At 60.0% G+C, this 17,333-nt stretch carries 14 protein-coding genes, 1 tRNA gene and 2 pseudogenes; 10 read left to right on the top strand and 7 right to left on the bottom strand.

Going from position 1 to position 17,333, the window contains the following annotated elements:
- Positions 1-2: 2 nt before the first annotated feature.
- Positions 3-1,430 (bottom strand): FAD-binding oxidoreductase, encoded by a 1,428-nt coding sequence (locus tag ACVMB1_RS24805; RefSeq protein WP_456849335.1) that lies wholly within the window; start codon positions 1,428-1,430, stop codon positions 3-5.
- 134 nt (positions 1,431-1,564) lie between these two features.
- Entirely contained in the window at positions 1,565-2,551 is a 987-nt protein-coding gene (locus tag ACVMB1_RS24800) for an L-threonylcarbamoyladenylate synthase (RefSeq protein WP_158074217.1), read from the bottom strand.
- A 78-nt stretch (positions 2,552-2,629) separates the two neighbouring features.
- Here ACVMB1_RS24800 and ACVMB1_RS24795 point away from each other — a divergent pair.
- Positions 2,630-2,706 (top strand) — tRNA-Pro (locus ACVMB1_RS24795).
- Positions 2,707-2,874: 168 nt separating this feature from the next.
- Here the strand turns inward: ACVMB1_RS24795 and ACVMB1_RS24790 are convergent.
- Positions 2,875-3,273, bottom strand: a pseudogene (locus ACVMB1_RS24790) (tyrosine-type recombinase/integrase); the annotation flags it as partial.
- A 54-nt stretch (positions 3,274-3,327) separates the two neighbouring features.
- On the opposite strand from ACVMB1_RS24790, the gene ACVMB1_RS24785 reads away from it, so the two are divergent.
- On the top strand, positions 3,328-3,750 hold the full coding sequence (locus tag ACVMB1_RS24785; protein ID WP_456849333.1) for a hypothetical protein: 423 nt from the start codon (positions 3,328-3,330) through the stop codon (positions 3,748-3,750).
- Between the two features lie 1,876 nt (positions 3,751-5,626).
- Here ACVMB1_RS24785 and ACVMB1_RS24780 read toward each other — a convergent pair.
- From ACVMB1_RS24780 to ACVMB1_RS24770, 3 genes are all read right to left on the bottom strand, one after another.
- The gene (locus ACVMB1_RS24780) at positions 5,627-6,886 is read right to left on the bottom strand and encodes an AbiJ-related protein (RefSeq protein WP_456849331.1); all 1,260 of its coding nucleotides are present in this window, start codon (positions 6,884-6,886) and stop codon (positions 5,627-5,629) included.
- Positions 6,887-6,993: 107 nt separating this feature from the next.
- Complete coding sequence (locus ACVMB1_RS24775) at positions 6,994-7,596, bottom strand: RES family NAD+ phosphorylase (RefSeq protein WP_456849329.1); 603 nt, start codon at positions 7,594-7,596, stop codon at positions 6,994-6,996.
- A gap of 101 nt (positions 7,597-7,697) precedes the next feature.
- Complete coding sequence (locus ACVMB1_RS24770) at positions 7,698-8,087, bottom strand: MbcA/ParS/Xre antitoxin family protein (protein WP_456849326.1); 390 nt, start codon at positions 8,085-8,087, stop codon at positions 7,698-7,700.
- A 152-nt stretch (positions 8,088-8,239) separates the two neighbouring features.
- Between ACVMB1_RS24770 and ACVMB1_RS24765 the strand changes: the two genes are divergently transcribed.
- From ACVMB1_RS24765 to ACVMB1_RS24730, 8 genes and pseudogenes are all read left to right on the top strand, one after another.
- Positions 8,240-8,947 (top strand): multiubiquitin domain-containing protein, encoded by a 708-nt coding sequence (locus ACVMB1_RS24765; protein WP_456849324.1) that lies wholly within the window; start codon positions 8,240-8,242, stop codon positions 8,945-8,947.
- Positions 8,944-9,273, top strand: coding sequence for a hypothetical protein (locus ACVMB1_RS24760; protein ID WP_456849322.1), 330 nt, complete (start codon positions 8,944-8,946; stop codon positions 9,271-9,273). Before ACVMB1_RS24765 ends, ACVMB1_RS24760 begins: the two co-directional genes overlap by 4 nt.
- Positions 9,270-9,788, top strand: a complete 519-nt coding sequence (locus tag ACVMB1_RS24755; protein ID WP_456849320.1) for a hypothetical protein — start codon at positions 9,270-9,272, stop codon at positions 9,786-9,788. The genes ACVMB1_RS24760 and ACVMB1_RS24755 overlap by 4 nt, the downstream gene beginning before the upstream one ends.
- Positions 9,775-10,674, top strand: coding sequence for a HesA/MoeB/ThiF family protein (locus ACVMB1_RS24750; protein WP_456849318.1), 900 nt, complete (start codon positions 9,775-9,777; stop codon positions 10,672-10,674). Before ACVMB1_RS24755 ends, ACVMB1_RS24750 begins: the two co-directional genes overlap by 14 nt.
- A 433-nt stretch (positions 10,675-11,107) precedes the next feature.
- Positions 11,108-11,888: pseudogene (locus ACVMB1_RS24745) on the top strand (DUF5131 family protein).
- A 183-nt stretch (positions 11,889-12,071) separates the two neighbouring features.
- On the top strand, positions 12,072-13,331 hold the full coding sequence (locus ACVMB1_RS24740; protein ID WP_456849928.1) for a three-Cys-motif partner protein TcmP: 1,260 nt from the start codon (positions 12,072-12,074) through the stop codon (positions 13,329-13,331).
- A 301-nt stretch (positions 13,332-13,632) separates the two neighbouring features.
- Entirely contained in the window at positions 13,633-15,543 is a 1,911-nt protein-coding gene (locus ACVMB1_RS24735; RefSeq protein ID WP_456849316.1) for a ribonuclease H-like domain-containing protein, read from the top strand.
- The gene (locus ACVMB1_RS24730) at positions 15,528-16,598 is read left to right on the top strand and encodes an adenylosuccinate synthetase (RefSeq protein WP_456849314.1); all 1,071 of its coding nucleotides are present in this window, start codon (positions 15,528-15,530) and stop codon (positions 16,596-16,598) included. The genes ACVMB1_RS24735 and ACVMB1_RS24730 overlap by 16 nt, the downstream gene beginning before the upstream one ends.
- Here ACVMB1_RS24730 and ACVMB1_RS24725 read toward each other — a convergent pair.
- Positions 16,562-17,311 carry a hypothetical protein gene (locus ACVMB1_RS24725; RefSeq protein ID WP_456849312.1) on the bottom strand — a complete coding sequence of 250 codons (750 nt, stop codon included), beginning with the start codon at positions 17,309-17,311 and terminating at the stop codon, positions 16,562-16,564. The two genes, ACVMB1_RS24730 and ACVMB1_RS24725, sit on opposite strands and share 37 nt — an antisense overlap.
- Positions 17,312-17,333: the final 22 nt, after the last annotated feature.

The following is a 17,333-nucleotide window of genomic DNA, read 5'->3' as shown; positions in this document are numbered from 1 at the left end:
GGTCACAGCACCTTGCCCGGGTTCATGATGCCGAGCGGATCGAGCATCGCCTTGACCTGCCGCATCAGCTCGATCGCGACCTTATCCTTGACGTCAGGCAATTCGTCGCGCTTGAGCACGCCGATGCCGTGCTCGGCCGAGATCGAGCCGCCCATCCGCAGCACGATCTCGAACACGACGGCATTCACGTCGTGCCAGCGCGCCAGGAAGTCGGCCGCATTGGCGCCGACCGGCTGGCTGACATTGTAGTGGATGTTGCCGTCGCCGAGATGGCCGAACGGCACCGGCCGCGAACCGGGGATCAGCTTCACCACGGCAGCATTGGCTTCCTCGATGAAGGCGGGCACGGCTGCGACGGGCACCGAGATGTCGTGCTTGATCGAGCCGCCTTCCGGCTTTTGCGCCGCCGATATCTCGTCGCGCAGCTTCCAGAACGCCTGGCGCTGGCTCAGATTGGCGGCGATGACAGCGTCATCGACGATGCCGTCCTCCATGCCCTGGGCCAGGATAGCCTCCAGCGTGTCGCGCGCATCGTCGCGCGACGACGACAATTCCATCAGCACGTACCAGGGGTGCTTGCTCTCAAGCGGATCGCGGATATCGATGCCGTGGCGGATCGAGAAGTCGACCGCGACGTCGGCGAGCAGCTCGAAGCTCGTCAGCGCTCCGGCCGCTTGATCGCGCGAGATCGACAGCAGCTTGAGTGCGGCCGCCGGCGAAGCCAAGCCGACATAGGCGGTCTCGACCGCACGCGGCCGCGGAAACAGCTTTAGCGTGGCCGCGGTAATGATGCCGAGCGTGCCTTCGGCGCCGATGAAGAGGTTGCGCAAATCGTAGCCGGTGTTGTCCTTTTTCAGCTTCGACAGCGCGTTCAGCACACGGCCGTCAGCCAGCACGACTTCGACCCCGAGCGCCATTTCGCGCGCCACGCCATAGGCAAGGGCTCCGGTGCCGCCGGCATTGGTCGAGAGGTTGCCGCCGATCGTGCAGCTGCCTTCTGCGCCGAGCGACAGCGGAAACAGCCGGTCGACCTCGACTGCCTTCTGCTGCGCGACCTGCAGCACCACGCCGGCCTCGCAGGTCATGGTGTTGGATTCGACATCGATATCGCGGATCTTGTCGAGACGCCGCAGCGAGACCACGACCTCGCCATTGTGCGGCGTCTGGCCGCCGACCAGGCCGGTATTGCCGCCCTGCGGCACCAGCGCGATCCTGTGCTCGGTCGCAAGCTTGCAGATCGCAGCGACCTCGGCGGTCGAACCCGGGCGCAGCACCAGCGGCGAGCAGCCGTGGAACAGGTCGCGTTCCTCGGTGACGTAAGGCTTGATGTCGGCAGCATCGGTCACCGCATATTTCGCGCCGACGATGGCGCGGAATTTTTCAAGCAATTCGGGCGGAAGCGGCGGCACCGCTGATTGGACGATGTTCATTTTTTCTTGGTCTTTCACTCAGTCGGGGATCTTTGCCTAAGCATGCTCTTCGCGCAAACGCTTCGCGTTTGTCGCGAGGGAAAACCGGTTCCCGCTTGGCGCCAACGCGGCCGTTCCGGTCCGGGTCATGCTTGTTACCGCCCAACGGCTGCGCGGCGCAGCCGGTCATTGATGGCTTCGCCCAATCCGTCCTCGGGAATCGGCGTCACCGCGATCGCATCCGCGTTTCTCTTGTCGAGGGTGCGAAGGTAGCCGAACAGATTGGCGGCGGCCTCGGCAAGATCGCCGCGCTCGGACAGGTTCATCTCCACGGAGGCGCATTCGCGCCGCGCGACCTTCGCCGGCCCGAACGACAGCAATGCTTCGCCGACATGGACGTCGCTGGCATTGAGCCGGACCGGTGTCCGCGGTGCGTAGTGCGAGGCGAGCATGCCGGGGGCAACCGGCTGGGCGTCGCTTTCCGCGTCTTGCGGCGGCGACTGCAAGGGCTGGCCGAGCACGCGCTCGATCTCTGCGCGCCTCAGCCCGCCCGGTCGCAGCAGCACCGGATCGGAGAAGCAGCCGACGATGGTGGATTCGACGCCGACCTCGACCGGCCCGCCGTCGACGATCAGGTCGATGCGGCCCGCCAGATCGCCGTTCACATGCTCGGCGGTGGTCGGCGAGACGTGGCCGGAGAGATTGGCCGACGGCGCTACCACGGCACCGCCGAAAGCCTTGATGATGTCGCGCGCCACCTTGTGGGCCGGGATGCGTATGGCGACCGTGTCGAGCCCGGCGGTCGCGAGTTCCGCAACCGGGCAGGACAGCGCCTTCGGCAGCACCAGGGTCAGGGGACCCGGCCAGAACGCGTCCGCCAATCGCAGGGCCTGCCCATTGAATAGGGCAATCCGGCGGGCGGCGCCCAGATCGGCGACATGGGCAATCAGGGGATTGAAGGCCGGCCGGCCCTTGGCCTCGTAAAGCCGGGCGATCGCTGAGGCGTTGCCGGCATCGGCGCCGAGGCCGTAAACCGTCTCGGTCGGAAACGCCACCAGGCCGCCCTCGGCCAGGACCCCGGCGGCGGTCGCCGTCGCGGCGGCGCCGGCGGACAAAACGTGCGTTTTCAGACCTGTATCCACTGTGACTAGATTCCTCAATTGGGTGGCTCGTGGTCCCTTGCGGTCCCCGAAACCCGACGCTATAAGCCGGCCCTCAGTCGGAGTGTGGCTCAGCCCGGTAGAGCACTGCGTTCGGGACGCAGGGGTCGCAGGTTCGAATCCTGCCACTCCGACCAGATTTCCTTAGGTTTTTTCTTCTCATCGGTGGCTGTTCCCGAGTCAACCACCGATTTGACCACCGAAACATACCGCGTTTTCTGGCCAATGGCTGCTGCCGCCCCGTGCAAATAATCGGGGTGGTGATGGCCATAGGTTTCCTGCAGGACCTCCGGCGACATGCCGAGGAACCCGGCCGCCTCCCAAATCGGCACGCCGCGCTGCATCAACCAGGTCGCTGCCGTGTGGCGCAACGTGTGCGGAGTGACTTTTCCGGGTAGCCTGGCCAGATCCACGGCAGATTTGAAGCCTTTCTTTACGGAAGCGACCGGCTTGCCGTTGAACTCGACGAAGCAGGTGTTGATCAGCTTCCGGTCTTGCCAACGACGCAAATGAGCCAATAGCCGGGGTGGGAGCGGAGCTGGCGTCTGACGCTTCTTGGTGGCTCGCTTCCCGATCGGCCTTCGGTAGAAGATACCACGCTCGAGATCGACGTACGAGTGCCCAAGCTCGGGATAAGGCGATGCCGCCGCGATCGCGCCTGCCCGCGTGCCGGTGTAGAGGCCGATCAGGATAAATCTGGCCACGTGTCGCAGCGGTCGGCGGTCTGTCCATACCGGGTCGCCCTTTGAGCTGCCGGCGTGGATGGTCTGTTTTTCGCGATAGCGCCAACATTGCCAAATCAGGGCCGCCGCCTCGCTGCGTGTCAGCCAACGATCGCGCGCCTCACCTTTTGCCGGGAGGGACACGCGAACCGTGCCCCGGTGAAATCCCTCTTTTGCATGATGGTTGATCGCAGCACGAAAAGTCTCAAGGTCACGACGCGCGCCGCCCCGGCTGCCGCGATGTTTGACGTAACCGGCACAGGTTTGCGCGTTGACTGCCGCCAGCCTCTTGCCACCCCAGAAATCGTTGAGCCGGTCGATCCTCGCTTCGATCTCAAACTGATCACCGGGTTCGCCGATATCGGTCAGATAGATCGACAGCACGTCGGCACAGTCGATGTCGTCGATATCCCGCCGACTGCGCTCCGGTTGGTATTTCTGCGCGATGTAGTTTGCTAGCGCTTGCTCTGCTTCTCGAGGCGGCTTTGTTTCAGACGGGCCCGCAAGGCAGCCTGTGGCGATATGGCGCTCGCCGTCTTTGATGATCCAGACAGCTTGGGCGACGAGCTTTCCGCCGCGATATCGTGCCTTTCGCTTATAGAGACGGGCTCCCTTACTTTGACGCGGCACAGTTCCCTCATCTTCTCGATGTTTTCGAGCGTAGTATAATCTCTGCCGGCAATTCTTTCTATTTCGAGTCGGCCGCGCCGTGCTTCTCGTCGCAGGCCAGAAGCAGTCATCGATCCGTCTGGAAAAGCCAACGATGCGGCAGCAGACAGACGGATAGGCATATCACGCGAAATCAGACCTGGGGGGAGATGCGCTCTGGCCATGCCAAGACCAAGTCATCTAGATCCGAGTGGCATGCAGATGTCGATGGTCCAAGTCCGCGAGCCTTCCGATGGTCTGAGGGCAGCCAATTTTTCTGGTGACGTAACGACCTCAAATTTCGAGCAGTCGAAGCTTTGCGCGGCGATGGCAAAGTTAACCTTGGAGAAGTATACGGACCTTTGTAACAATCGCTTCGTCATCGCTCCATTGAGCGAGGTTCAAACTCTTCCCTTACGCGATCAATGCTGCGTCGCTTCGAGTGTCATAGTCTCGTCCATTCCGTGCTTGCTATTGGTATAAGCGAAGGCTTCTACTGTGAAAGCGGAGCGTGCTCGCTCGTGGCACAATCGGCGGCTTCCGAGTGCAAATCGGAACACTGAGACGAGTTTTGAAATGGTCCAAAGCGAGGCTGCCTCATCGCATATTACCTCATAGTCCCTGGCCTGTGTGTGCATCGCCACACGCAAGCCTGATGCGGTCCCGACGTTCATGTCCGAGCTCATGTCGACCGCGCGAGAGAGCGTCGCCAACCGACTGGGTCGACCTGCACCCCCTTGCCGACGTCCTTTGCCAGCCATTCCGGGTCGACATTGAATGTGGTCGCGTAGGGCCTGAGCATATCTTCGCCTATGAATCCCGTCGCCGTCTCGTGCGCGGTAGGTCGCCTCTGCCCAGCCATGAGCAAGCGCTGCCGCCCGCGCCGACTTTGAAGCCGGCGGCCCGACGCGGCGTGCAGACGGTTGGGGGCGGCGTGTTGCTGGCGATGCTCACGGGGGCCATCGCCTTCACCAGCATTACAAGATTTCCGACCCAGCGGACGTCGGGTTTTGTGCATGATATTGGTTGGCTTTATCGGCGGATTCCTCTGTATTTCGGGGCGGCCTGTTTGTTGAACTTTGGCTCCGCGTTGAGAATGTCGTCGCCGTCGGGGCGCCTACCCCGTCCTTTCGGATGTTCTGCTCGTCGAAACGCTGTTGCCGCTTGGCGCCATCGCCCTATTGCCGACGATCAATCTCTTGGGAATGTTTACAAGGGGTTACATGGAGTGACATCTGCTCCATGCAACAGGCATGCAACACGCAATCCCGCAACCTGTTCAGTGTCTGTCTTCACTGCGTGGCAAACGCACTCCCGGACTCTAGTGCGAGCGGCGAAGCGCACTTAAGGCGATGTGAGTCAAGGCGGCGGTTGGGGGCTTCTAGTCGCGCCGTTCGACCGCGCTGCCGCCGCCGGCAGGACTAAGGGGAAGCGCCAGCTTTCCGATGCCGCGGTCCTTTGAACTATGTCCGCCCTCAATCCTGTGTGCCAGCGCGGTCGTCTGCGCCGGTGCGGCCATCGGTACAAGATAGACGGGGGATACGGGTGCGAGATTGCCGACGTACTCGATGATCCTGCGGAAGAGTGCGCTCGAAAGTTCACACACGCGGATCCGCGTTTCGTTCGTTGTTTGTCGGAGGAGGACCCGCCGACGTCGGCTTTGAACAGTTTCTGTAATGAGGATCCGTCACTCCCTCTGGCCGACCCGATGAAGCCGAAAGAGTTTGTCGAAGAAGTCCGCTATTCTTGCTTCCGCGCCATCGCCAACCACTTCATTTGCCGCGAACCTGTAGATTTCGTATCCTGCAAGCCGCAGCTCTCGGTCGGCGGATACCATGTCGGAATAGACTCTCAGAGAGGGACGATTGTCTTCCGAAAAGTGATGCTTTCCATCGACCTCGATCACGACCCGCTGACGGCCTGGAAGTAGCAGGAGAAAGTCCATGCGTTGGCGCTGGAGAGGAAGACGGTGGCGCAGGGTTTTGACGACTGCAGGGTCGTAGTGAAGATAAACCTGGGGCAGCAGCGCCGGCAGATTGTCACCGAGTGAAGACCGGTATCTTTTGAAATAGGTTCCAAAAAAGTTCTTCTCGCCGTCGGATGAGAGTGATTGCTGAAGACGGGATCCCAAGCCGGCGGCGTTACCTTCGGGCACCAGTTCGCTCCACCAAGCTACCAGGTCAGACCAGAGTAGCCCATTCGATCCGATCTGCCTGTCGTAGATCAGGCAACTCTCTTCGCCGGAGAGGATGACGATGTCATTGTTGATTGCGTCGGCAAAGCCAATCTCGGGCTTCGGTCCCCGAGAGGCGAAAATCAGATTCTTGGGTCGGCCGGAAACACCCCGCGTGACCGGCCGAAACGCAAAGATCGGATACCCCGACGTCTCTCCCTCAGGCACAAGGTTATAGCCGTCTCGTGTGAGAACTTTATTGAGCTCGGTCACAAGGCGGAGTTGTTCGTCACCGGATCGCAATAGCGGATGAACAGTTTCCTCAAGAAGTGCAGCAAAACGAGCGCGGGAGCAGTCGAACGCTCCGATTTCTCCGAACAATACTTCGACCGACCAATCTCCGGGATTGCGATCCATGTATCTGTCGATTTGGTCGCGCAGGCTGCGGCGCCCCGCCATAAACATCTCGATGGGGGAGGAAAGAGCAAAGTACTTTTCGACCAGAGGCAGTGTAGCTTGCTCGCCCGCGAGGTTATCTCCGAAAACCCTCGCGACGTCTCGGCGAGTGATGCGGGTGAGAGGAGGGTCGTCGGCCTCCAGCACCTTCCGAGCAGCTTCGTCAAGGAAGACGTCGCCGCGCTGCAGAGCGAACTTCAATGCCAGAACTGCCAATTGCCTTTCAGTCAAACCATCGAGCGCCAAATCGATGCGTTGACGCTTCGACAGGCCTTCACCGGCAGGGACGACGAGCCCTGCTATCTGCAAGGGCGTCACGTTCAGCTCCGAGTGGGACATCGGATGTAGGACGCCCGCGATTAGATCGTGCAGGTTAGAGCGCATTTTATGACTAGGCATCCGCCGCCGGGCGTCGTACCCGCGAACTATGCCGCGATCGAGCTGCCGATGATATCGTTGCGATCGATATCGCGGTCTGTGGCGAAATCATACAGTCGACTGATGCGCTGGCCATCCCAGCGGAATCGAAAATGGGCGCCTTGCACGCCGCGGTCCACCAGCACCTCGTTGTTGAAGATGCAGATGAACTCGCTCCCGGGAAGCTCGGGCATCTTGAACAGGACGCCGTGAACGCCGTCCTCGTAGAGACGCTGGCCCATCATCCATCGCGCGGTCTGCGAAGCGTCGGGCGGCAGCCCGCGAAGGTCGACGAACTGCCCGACGACCCTGTTGGTAATCATCCTCATGTCGACGCCGCAGGCTGGCTCGTCGGTGCGGGAAAGGAATTCTTCGCGGCGAATGATCGCACGAGCGAGGGCGTCTCGTTCGTTGGCGGCGAGTTCCATGACCGAATAGGGAGGCGGGAGCGAGTACGTGCCTTCCGGCATCGGGTATGCGAAAGGCGCGTGATTCCAATTCTGAAGCCTAGGAGAATTGGCGTCGGCCGAAACGTCACCGCCGGTGATGCGGGCCTTGGCCGCAAGGCGCGGATTGGTGATCGTCTCGAGCTCGGCGGCGAACGCCTGCATCTCGCGAGACCCGAATTTCTCGTAGATGTCGATCGTCGGCCATTTCGAGGGGATCAACCGACGGTATTGGTCGTCGACTGAGATTTGCGGATACTCCAAACTTACCCTCCGCGCTGGGCATCGACATACTGTCGTACCCGAATGATATCGCTCAAATTTCCGCTCAACATGATGTCCAGAGCGGACGCTCCCTCGAAGTACCGGTTTGGCCGGTGGATCCACCGCACAGCGGCTTCAGGCGAATCGAGCAAGATTCCAAGAGCCTTGTACACGGAACCCAAATGGGAAATCCGCTCAAGGGTGTCCCCTGAGACATCGCCCCCTTCCTTACGCCAGCGGAAATAGGTCGAGCGTCCGGGCGATCCGAGCAATTTGATCTGCTGTTCAGTGTTCAAATCCCAGATCTCGGCGAGTTTGAAGAAGAAATCGAGCGGCGACGGGCGTGGTTCCTGTGGCTGCGGGGTAGTCTGTGTCCGGTTGCTGCTTTCCATAGTGCTTCTCAGTTGTACCAAATGGGACTTTATTTACTGAAATAGTCTCATTAGGTATAGTCTCATTGCGGACTGATTCGGAATTGTCGGTCTCTTCTGGGATTTCGTCAAGCCAAACGGGCGTGTCCGCGCCGATGAGATGGAGAACTCGCATGGAAATGGTGTTGACGGGTGTCGATGGCGACCAAACGCGGCGGACCCGCACTTTCGAGGCGCAGATCGGGGATGAAAACTTCGACTTCGCCACGGTCACGTTCGACGACCCCAGCGTGACCGGTGCCCAGGTCTGCATGGCGGTCGGCCGGCATCCTGTTGAGGACTATGTCGTGCTCCGGCATCTGGGAACGGGCGAGCTGGAATCGCTCCGTCCCACCGAGACCTCCGACCTCGACAAGAACAAGGTCGGCCGCTTCTTCGTGGTCAAGGGCGCCGACACGTGCCGCTTCTTCGTCGAGGGTCTGGCGATGGAGTGGCCGAACAAGAAGCTGATCGCCTCCCAGATCAAGTTCCTCGCTGGCGCCGGCGACGACCAGGCTCTGTCGCTCGATTGTCCCGGCGTCGATCAGGTCATCGAAGACGACGACGAGGTCGACATCGGTGCCGGCGGGGTCGAGCACTTCAAGCTTCGGCACCGCAAGAAGACGGTCACGATGATCTACGGTGGCGACGTCCAGTTCGAGCTCGAGCGCCGCATCTACACTACCGAGGAGTTAATGGCGGTCTTTGGCGTTCCCGCCGGCTACAAGCTGGATATCATCGGCGCCGACGGCGACTTCCGCGAGATGGCTCCGGGCGAACGCCTCAAGGTCAAGGAGGGAATGGAGTTTGCCTCCCATCCGCCGGTGGGCCAGTCGTCGTGAGCGCCGACCGCCAACTCGCGGCGCTGCGGCGGATCAACCGCGGTGCCGAACTTTGGGACGAGGGGGGACAGCCCCTCGTCTATCTCCCGGCCATGAAAGTTCAGCACAACGGGGGCACGACGACGGTCGACGGCCTGCTCTGTCCTCGCAGCCACGCCAGCTACACCACACGCCTATTTCTGTCGGAAGCCTTTCCGAACCGGGGTCAGAACTGGACCGTGCATCAGATCATGGGCCGGGCGTGGCACGCGATGTCCTACAACTACGTGCCGGCGTCGTTGCCCTGGACGGAAATCCTCGCCATCCATCTGGGACAGCTCAAATGAACGTAACCCTGAAGATCACCGGCTCGCTGCTGGATTTGGTCCGGCGGGATCTCGCGCGACCTCACTTCTTCGCCCACGAGCGCGTCGGCTTCCTGACCGCGGGTGCCGCCGCGATGCCGGGCGGCTTGCTGCTCCTGGTGCGCGGGTACATGCCGGTCGCCGACGAAGACTATGAGGTCGATCCCAAGGTTGGAGCGCGGATTGGCTCCAACGCGATGCGCAAGGCCGCTCAGTCGGTATATCGACCGGTGTCGGCACTCCTGCATGTCCACACCCACGGTGGCCGCGGCCTGCCCGAGTTCAGCGGAGTGGATCTCAGGAGCGGCAACGAGTTCGTGCCGGGATTCTTTCACTCGTGCCCGAAGATGCCGCACGGCCTCTTGGTGCTGAGCGACAATGGCGCAAGGGGCTTGCTTTGGCTCGAACCCGGCAAACCTTCCGTGTCGATAGACCGCCTTATCCGAGTCGATCAGCCGATCGTCGAGCAATGGGGAGCAAAACATGAGCTGGCTTGATCGTCAGAGCTTTCTCGGTGCCACGAGCGAACAGCGTTTGGCGGAGATGACTGTTGGCCTGGTGGGGCTGGGCGGCGGAAATTCGCATGTCGCTCAGCAGCTCGCACATGTCGGCGTCGGCAATTTCGTTCTGGTGGATGCCGATCATATCTCGCTGACGAATCTCAACAGGTTGATCGGTGGTACCTGGTGGTACGTGCTAAAACGGACCGCCAAGGTCACGATTATGAAGAGAATGATCCGAGCAATCAATCCGAAGGCACGGGTCGAGTTTCATCTCAAGGAATGGCAGCTTGCCGGTGACGCGCTCAAGCGGTGTCATGTTATCGTGGGCGGCCTGGACAATGTGCGTAGCAAGGACGAACTCGACGCCTTCTGTCGCCGCTTCCTCATCCCGTACATCGACCAAGGCATGGACGTGCACAAGTTAGGCAGCGGTCATGGTCACCTGATTGCGGGCCAGGTCATTCTATCCGAGCCCGGCAGCCCGTGCTTACGCTGCTTGGGCGTCGTGACCGACCAGGCGCTGGCCGAAGAATCCCGCAAGTACGGGGCTGCCGGTGGGCGCCCGCAGGTGGTGTGGTCGAACGGTGTACTTGCCTCGCTTGCTGTCGGATTGGTGGTACAGCTGATCACGCCGTGGAGCCGACGTACGAGGCCCGGCGCCTATCTGTCGTATGATGGCAACTCAGGCCGGGTAGGAGAATCCGAGCGTTTTCGTCGTTGGTCAGCTTCCTGCACGCACTATCCGCAGACCGCAGTTGGCGACATGACCTTCGATATCCGCAAAAGGATGGGGGGGCGCGCGAAGACTGACCAGTCGCTCCCGACGTGGCTGGCGCATATCATGCGATCGGTCGGCAAATGGACGAGCGCCGTCATCTGAGTGAAGGCATGGAAATAGAACAGTCTCGCACCCAGGTTTTTCCGGTGGTGGCAAGAATTCCTGAAGCGCCGCGTAAAGTGAGCTCCCTGCGGGCGCCAGCCGGGCGGGCCAGCGGGGGAGCTATGAAAGTTCCAAATCCCGGCCGCCGCTACGACGGCTTCATTTCGTCTTCCTCGTTCGATCGCGAACTGGCTGTATCGAACACTTCGTCGGCGATTGCTGGCCGCGACTATGTAGCTTCGCGCTCGCAGCGCTTCGATGTTTCTCTAGTCGCGGTCATCAGCTTGACCGCAGATTCGTGTTCTTGTTATGTTCATGTCGAACATCTTGCGACGCTCGTTGCAAAAAGATGGCCGAACCGAGCGTTAACCGTCGTGTTGCTATCACTGGGTTCAGCATGCTGCGACGCGGGCGGCGATATGCGGAGACGGTCATGGCCGAGACACAGATCGAATGGACCGATGCTACATGGAATCCTGTGGCGGGCTGCTCGATCGTTAGCGCCGGCTGCACCAACTGCTACGCCATGGAGATGGCGAGACGCCTACATGCTATGAGCGTCCCTAAGTACAAGGGGCTGACTCGCCGGAGTGGCAAGAGAACCATTTGGAATGGCGTCGTCCGCGAGGATGCGAGCGCGCTGGAAATTCCCCTCCGTTGGCGGAAGCCGCGCAAGATATTCGTCAATTCGATGTCGGACCTATTCCACGATCGCGTTTCCGACGACTTTATTCTGAAGGTCTGGGACGTGATGCGACGGCACGCCGCTTCACCATTACCAGATCCTCACGAAACGGCCCGAGCGGATGGGAGGACTGATCGGATCAAAAATCGGCAAGGTGCTACCGAACGTTTGGCTCGGCACCAGCGTAGAGAGTGTCGATGTGGTCGGTCGTATAGACCACCTGCGATCTGCGCCAGCGGCGATCCGATTCATATCTTTCGAACCCCTGATCGGATCCGTCGGCGCCGTAAACCTCAAGGGTATCGATTGGGCTATCGTCGGAGGTGAAAGCGGCAGGTCGGCGCGCCCCATTCGAGAAGAGTGGATTGATGAGATCTTCGATCGTTGTGCGGTGCACAACACGGCGTTCTTTTTCAAGCAGTGGGGGACTTGGGGGAAGGACAATAAGCGCCGTTCGAAGAAGGCCAATGGGCGCATCTACCGCGACCAAGTTTGGGACCAGATGCCCAGGGCGGCTCTTTCGTCCTGACTGTTTTGATGTTCCGATTCGATCGGCGGCGGGCCGAGGATTGGCTTCGGGACTTTTGGCGACCTGCTGAGGTTGTCTGACGGGCACCTGTGGACAGTAGGGATGTGCCGGGTTGCGCTCTGCACGCTAGAAGCGAATCGATTAGGCTGTTCTCCCGAATTTTCCCGAGAAAACGTGAACGGCATGAGCGGAAAGTACGCCTGGAAACTTGGTCAGCGTCCACCCCTTTTGGGAGAGCATAGCCTCGCCAAACACGAGATCTTTGAGCACTACGTAAAGATCTACATCGATCGGGTCACACGAAGCCCTGCCCAGACGATGCTCAATCTGACTATAGTTGATGGCTTCTGCGGTGGGGGGCTGTACCGGTCGGGATCGAGAGAGGTGGACGGATCTCCCCTCCGGCTTCTGAAAGCCGTCGAAGCCGCGGATGACGCACTCGTCGCGGCGCGTTCGAAAGGGTTCGATCTCAGGGTCGACTTCTTCTTCATCGACGAGAATCGTCACCATATCGAATTCCTCAACGACTTGCTTCAAAAGCGCGGATACGGCTCGAGTCTCGGACGAGACATCTTCGTTCGCAAGGCCTCCTTTCAGGAGGCCCTTCCCGATGTCGTCGCTCACATTCGCAAGAAAGGTACCGCGCAACGTTCGTTGTTTTTCCTGGATCAGTACGGTTGGAGCGATGTCGCGCTCGGGACCATGCGCGAGGTCATGAGCTCGATCGAAAAGCCGGAAATCCTGCTGACGTTCGCGGTCGATTCCCTGATCGATTTCCTGTCGGAGAAGACTAGCGAAACGCAGGCGCTTCTCAATGTCGAACTCGACCGGGAAGATGTCCGCGCATTGATGAGCATGCGCGATGACGATGGTTGGCGCTATCTGATTCAAAATGGTCTCTATCGCCACATTCGCGATCGAGCCGGAGCACAATTCTACACCCCCTTCTTCATTCGATCGGTCGAGGCTCACCGGTCGTATTGGCTGCTGCACCTCTCCAATCACCGGCAGGCGAGAGATGAGATGGGAAAGCTGCATTGGCGGCTGAACAACCACTTCCAGCATCACGGCGGGCCTGGCTTCCATGCTCTCGGTTTCGATCCATCCAAGGATCTGCGCCAGGCTATGCTTACGTTCATGTTTGACGACGATGCTCGAAGACGTTCTGAGGCCGCTGTCTTGGAACAGTTGCCCCCCATGATTCACGCAGCGAGTAGGGCGGGTCGCGGTCTCCTTGTGGAGGAGCTATTCGCCGGCAATTGCAACGATACGCCCGTAACTTCGGAAATCCTTCAAAAGCAGCTAGTGTTCCTTCGCGACGAGGGAGAACTGTCGATCATCGCCTCTAACGGCTCGAAGAAGCCCAGAGCGAAAACGGTAGTATGGGGGGATCGCCTGTTCTTGCCAGAAGAGAGATCGTTGTTCACCAAGCTCGGCTTCTAGGCTAAAGAAACAGTCGTAATATCAAGTGGTTGAAATTGGCCCGCTTTCGTGCAATTCCTCCTTCGACATTTTTGCGGATTGCGTGGATCAGGGCTCGCGGCGCGTACAAATCCCGGATAGTAAGCGCAAACGCGAAGGGATTTGGAAGAATCGCATCCGGAGCTTCCGAACGAATCCCAATCTCCTGTGGAGCTTTAGCAGGTTCCGGGAATGTGATCTCGAAAGCGACTTTCGGCAGAGAAGGTTTGGGGATAACTTTGACGAGGTCGCGCTGCGGCGCGCGTGAGGGCGGAGCGACATCTTGTTTTCACTATTCGATGCGGAGGGGGGTAATCCGCCGCCCTTGCGGACGCGAACGGTTCAGTCTGCCCGCAAAAGCGCCCCGCCGGACGTCAATTTGTCGCCGATCCTCTCGCGGGATGCTCGAGTTCTGTTCTTGGACGTCGAAACTACGGGCCTCAGCTGGTTTTACGACGAAATTACGATCATCGGTTGGGCGATCGACGGCACGTACAAGGTTTTGGTTAAGGGTGAGAACCCGGCGCCACTGCTGCAGGATCTTGCCTCTGCTACCGTCCTGGTGACTTTCAACGGCACTCTTTTCGATCTTCGATTCCTTCAGAAGACTTTCGGCGAGCTCGTGCTGCCGGAGATACACGTCGACTTGCGCTATCTTTCTCGCCGGGTGGGGCTCGCTGGTGGGCAGAAGAGCATCGAAAGAGAACTCCTGATCGACTTCCGAAATGATCTCGAAGACGTCGACGGTGCCGCGGCCGTGCTTCTGTGGCACGATTACCTGCGCGGAAGTCTGCCTGCACTGCAGAAGCTCGTGTTGTACAATCGAAGCGACGTCCTTGGGATGGCGGCCATCTTGGACATCGTGATGGCCCGGCTCAATCTGCAGCGCGATTTCTGGCTTCAGCCTCAGGCGTTCGAGGAAATCGCCCGTCATATCTTCGGGCAGCCGGCCCCTGCGGTCGCGGATCGGGCGCTTCCGCCTAGCGTGACGTTCCGTAGCTTCGCGTCGATCTTCTCTGGGACGCCTGCCGGGAAGGCACGGATAGTCGGTATCGATTTGACCGGTTCGGAAAAGCGCGGCTCCGGATGGTGCGTTCTGAACGGCGAGGTCGCGGAAACTCTCACGGTCCACACCGACGACGAAATGGTCGATCGGATCGTCGCTCTCAAACCGGATTTGGTCTCGATCGATTCCCCGCTCTCGCTTCCCTTTGGGCGTACGGTGGTGACGGACGATGATCCGGGCCGCCAACAATATGGCATAATGCGAAAATGCGAGCGCGAGTTGAAGCGACGCGGTGTCAACGTCTATCCGGCGTTGCTGCCGAGCATGCAGGGACTGACGCGCCGCGGCATGTTGCTTGCGACCAGAATCCGCTCTGAGGGGATTGCGGTCATCGAAAGTTATCCGGGCGCTGCTCAAGACATCATGGCTATTCCACGCAAGGGAGCTGGTATCGGATATCTGAAGCGTGGTTTGTCGGATTTCGGCATTGCCGGGCAATACGTCTCGGAAGAGGTCACGCATGACGAGCTCGACGCGATCACGGCAGCGTTGGTCGGCTCGTTCTTCCTCGCCGGCAAGTACGAAGCGCTCAGTGGTCCGACCGAAGGAGCCTTGATCGTGCCGAAGCTAACCGAAAGTACGGACACTCCCATCGTCGTGGGCATAAGCGGGCGCATCTGTTCCGGCAAGACCACGGCGGCCAAGATGCTGGAAGAGCACGGCTTTGCATATACGCGCTTTAGCCTGGTTATCGACGACGAGATCAAGGAGACAGGCGAAACTCCCGATCGTGCGATCCGTCAGTATTTCGGCGAACGTATCCATAGAGAAAAGGGCCAGCGATGGCTCTGCGAGCGTGTCTTGCAGAGGATCGGCGAAAGTTCTCGGATCGTGATCGACGGGCTTCGTTTCCCGGAGGACCGGGCCTATTTCGTCGAGACGTTCGGAGCTAAATTCGTTCATCTTCATATTTCGGCCTCGGAAAGCGTCCGCCGTGCTAGATATTCGGAAGTTGCTGCCGTCTCGTTCGAGGCGGCGGACAGCCAACCGGTGGAGGCCGGCATCGGACCTTTAGCCGAGCTCGCTCAGGTGCATCTGACGAACGAGGGAAGCTTGTCAGAGTTGAAGCAATCACTGGATCAGGTCCTTTCGGATATCTCGAAGGACGGCAAATGCCTGTCTCAGTAGTCGTCGGCGGTCAGTATGGTTCGGAAGGAAAGGGCAAGGTTGCGCTTGCGATCGCGCGCCAGAGGGAAGCTCGCTGCGTTGTCCGGGTCGGTGGAACCAATTCGGGGCACACGATCATTGACGAACGGAGTCGGCCCCGCTCTTTCCGCCAGTTGCCGGCGTCGGTCTTCGCGAAGGGCTCGATAGCTGTTCTCCCACCAGGCGCCCTCATCGACGTCGACATCTTCGAGAAGGAGGTCGCCGAACTGGGCTTGAACCCGGATCGCGTGAAGGTCAGTCCCTTCGCAAGCCTCATCACGCCTGACGATCGCGAGTTGGAACGGTCGGTCGGCCTCGTCGACAGGATCGGGTCTACCGGATCAGGGACCGGTGCTGCGCTCGTCCGTCGCCTTGGTCGCGCCGCGACCGTCCAGCTTGCAAAAGACGAGCCAAGGCTGCAGCCCTATATCGACGACACGACCCAGCGTATGCGTGACTTCTTGGCGAGAGGATATTGGATTGTTCTTGAGGGGTCGCAAGGATTCGGGCTTTCTGTCCTTCACGGGGGATTTTACCCGCACGCGACCAGTCGGGACACGACAGCTGCCGCGTTTGTGTCGGAGGCAGGTCTCAGTCCGCTCGATGTCAAGGAGATCGTTCTCGTCCTGCGTGCTCACCCGATAAGGGTGGCTGGCAGTTCTGGCCCGCTGGAGAATGAGATTTCCTGGAAGGATCTCGCGGCCGAAGCGGGGCTGGCGGAAGACTACCAAGAACTCACGACGGCGACCAAGAAGGTCAGGCGCGTCGGTCGCTTTGAAGTCGATGTCGTACGAAGGGCGGTTGCGGCCAATCAGCCGACGTCTATCGTCATGAATCACCTGGATTACGTTGATCCTAAGCTCGCGCAGCAAGGGAGCGGCGACCTCGCACGAGCTTTTCTGGATCGCGTCGAGGCGAGCATCGGAGCGAAGGTGACGACGATCGGGTTCGGGCCAGACGCGTTGGCGCCGCGCTCCGATCTCGAGAAGAATGGCCGGCCTCATCCCACTTCGAGACATTCCCTCAGGGCGGTCTGAGAGATGCGCTCGATCGAGCCAGCCAACGCTTGCGCGTGTTCATCCCGACCGACTATCCAAAAATGCCTACAAGACCCTCGGCGTGCGAGGAAATGTCGCAAAATCGGAGCGTCCGGAAAACGCTCTCGAAACTTCGCCTTCAACACCTCGGCTTGACGCGCGACTGTCGTCGTTCTGTTGAGGTGGTGGTAGATAACCAGTGAGTGTCCGGCGTTCCAGAACTCGGCGACCTCATTCCAGAAGACATATTTTCCGCTCTTCGGGGAATGCCGTTGGACAGACGCCGTCTCGAGGCCGTTGTCGGGATCGAGAAACACCAGTTGGTGGTCTTTCGCGCGTGCGAGGGCCTTTTTGAGCCATGCGGCCCTGAACAAAGCCCGCTCCGAGCGGCTCAAACGCTTATCGCCGCGGCGGTCAGAGACCGGATTCGTGAAGAACGTAGTGTCCGGGGGCAGAATGCCTGCAGAGGCGACGGAGCGCACGCTTCTCTTTCCCTTGTGAATAAGGCGGGCCAGGGCCGCATGCAGGCTTGGATCGAGCTGTGCAAGAGCCTCATCGCGAAGATAGCTTACGTGTCTCCCGTCTGCGTTGTGGTCTTCGTCTGAATACAAGTACCATATGACTGCGATTCGAAGCTTGGTTTCCCGCGCGACCGCTCGCAGTAGGGCGTACTTCGCAAAGTCCCCGACGTCGCCGACGTACCGGTTCTGCATGTGGTTTCGGGGCCTCTTCTCA

The organism is Bradyrhizobium sp. USDA 4504 (assembly GCF_054063995.1).
This window is presented reverse-complemented; position numbering and strand designations above follow the sequence as displayed.

Excerpts from the sequence above, each read along its gene's own strand:
- ACVMB1_RS24770 (WP_456849326.1), bottom strand. The coding sequence starts at position 8,087 with ATGGAAAGCAGCAACCGGACACAGACTACCCCGCAGCCACAGGAACCA.
- ACVMB1_RS24775 (WP_456849329.1), bottom strand. The coding sequence starts at position 7,596 with ATGCAGGCGTTCGCCGCCGAGCTCGAGACGATCACCAATCCGCGCCTT.
- ACVMB1_RS24730 (WP_456849314.1), top strand. The coding sequence starts at position 15,528 with ATGCCTGTCTCAGTAGTCGTCGGCGGTCAGTATGGTTCGGAAGGAAAG.
- ACVMB1_RS24805 (WP_456849335.1), bottom strand. The coding sequence starts at position 1,430 with ATGAACATCGTCCAATCAGCGGTGCCGCCGCTTCCGCCCGAATTGCTT.
- ACVMB1_RS24755 (WP_456849320.1), top strand. The coding sequence starts at position 9,270 with ATGAACGTAACCCTGAAGATCACCGGCTCGCTGCTGGATTTGGTCCGG.
- ACVMB1_RS24750 (WP_456849318.1), top strand. The coding sequence starts at position 9,775 with ATGAGCTGGCTTGATCGTCAGAGCTTTCTCGGTGCCACGAGCGAACAG.
- ACVMB1_RS24765 (WP_456849324.1), top strand. The coding sequence starts at position 8,240 with ATGGAAATGGTGTTGACGGGTGTCGATGGCGACCAAACGCGGCGGACC.
- ACVMB1_RS24725 (WP_456849312.1), bottom strand. The coding sequence starts at position 17,311 with ATGCAGAACCGGTACGTCGGCGACGTCGGGGACTTTGCGAAGTACGCC.
- ACVMB1_RS24740 (WP_456849928.1), top strand. The coding sequence starts at position 12,072 with ATGAGCGGAAAGTACGCCTGGAAACTTGGTCAGCGTCCACCCCTTTTG.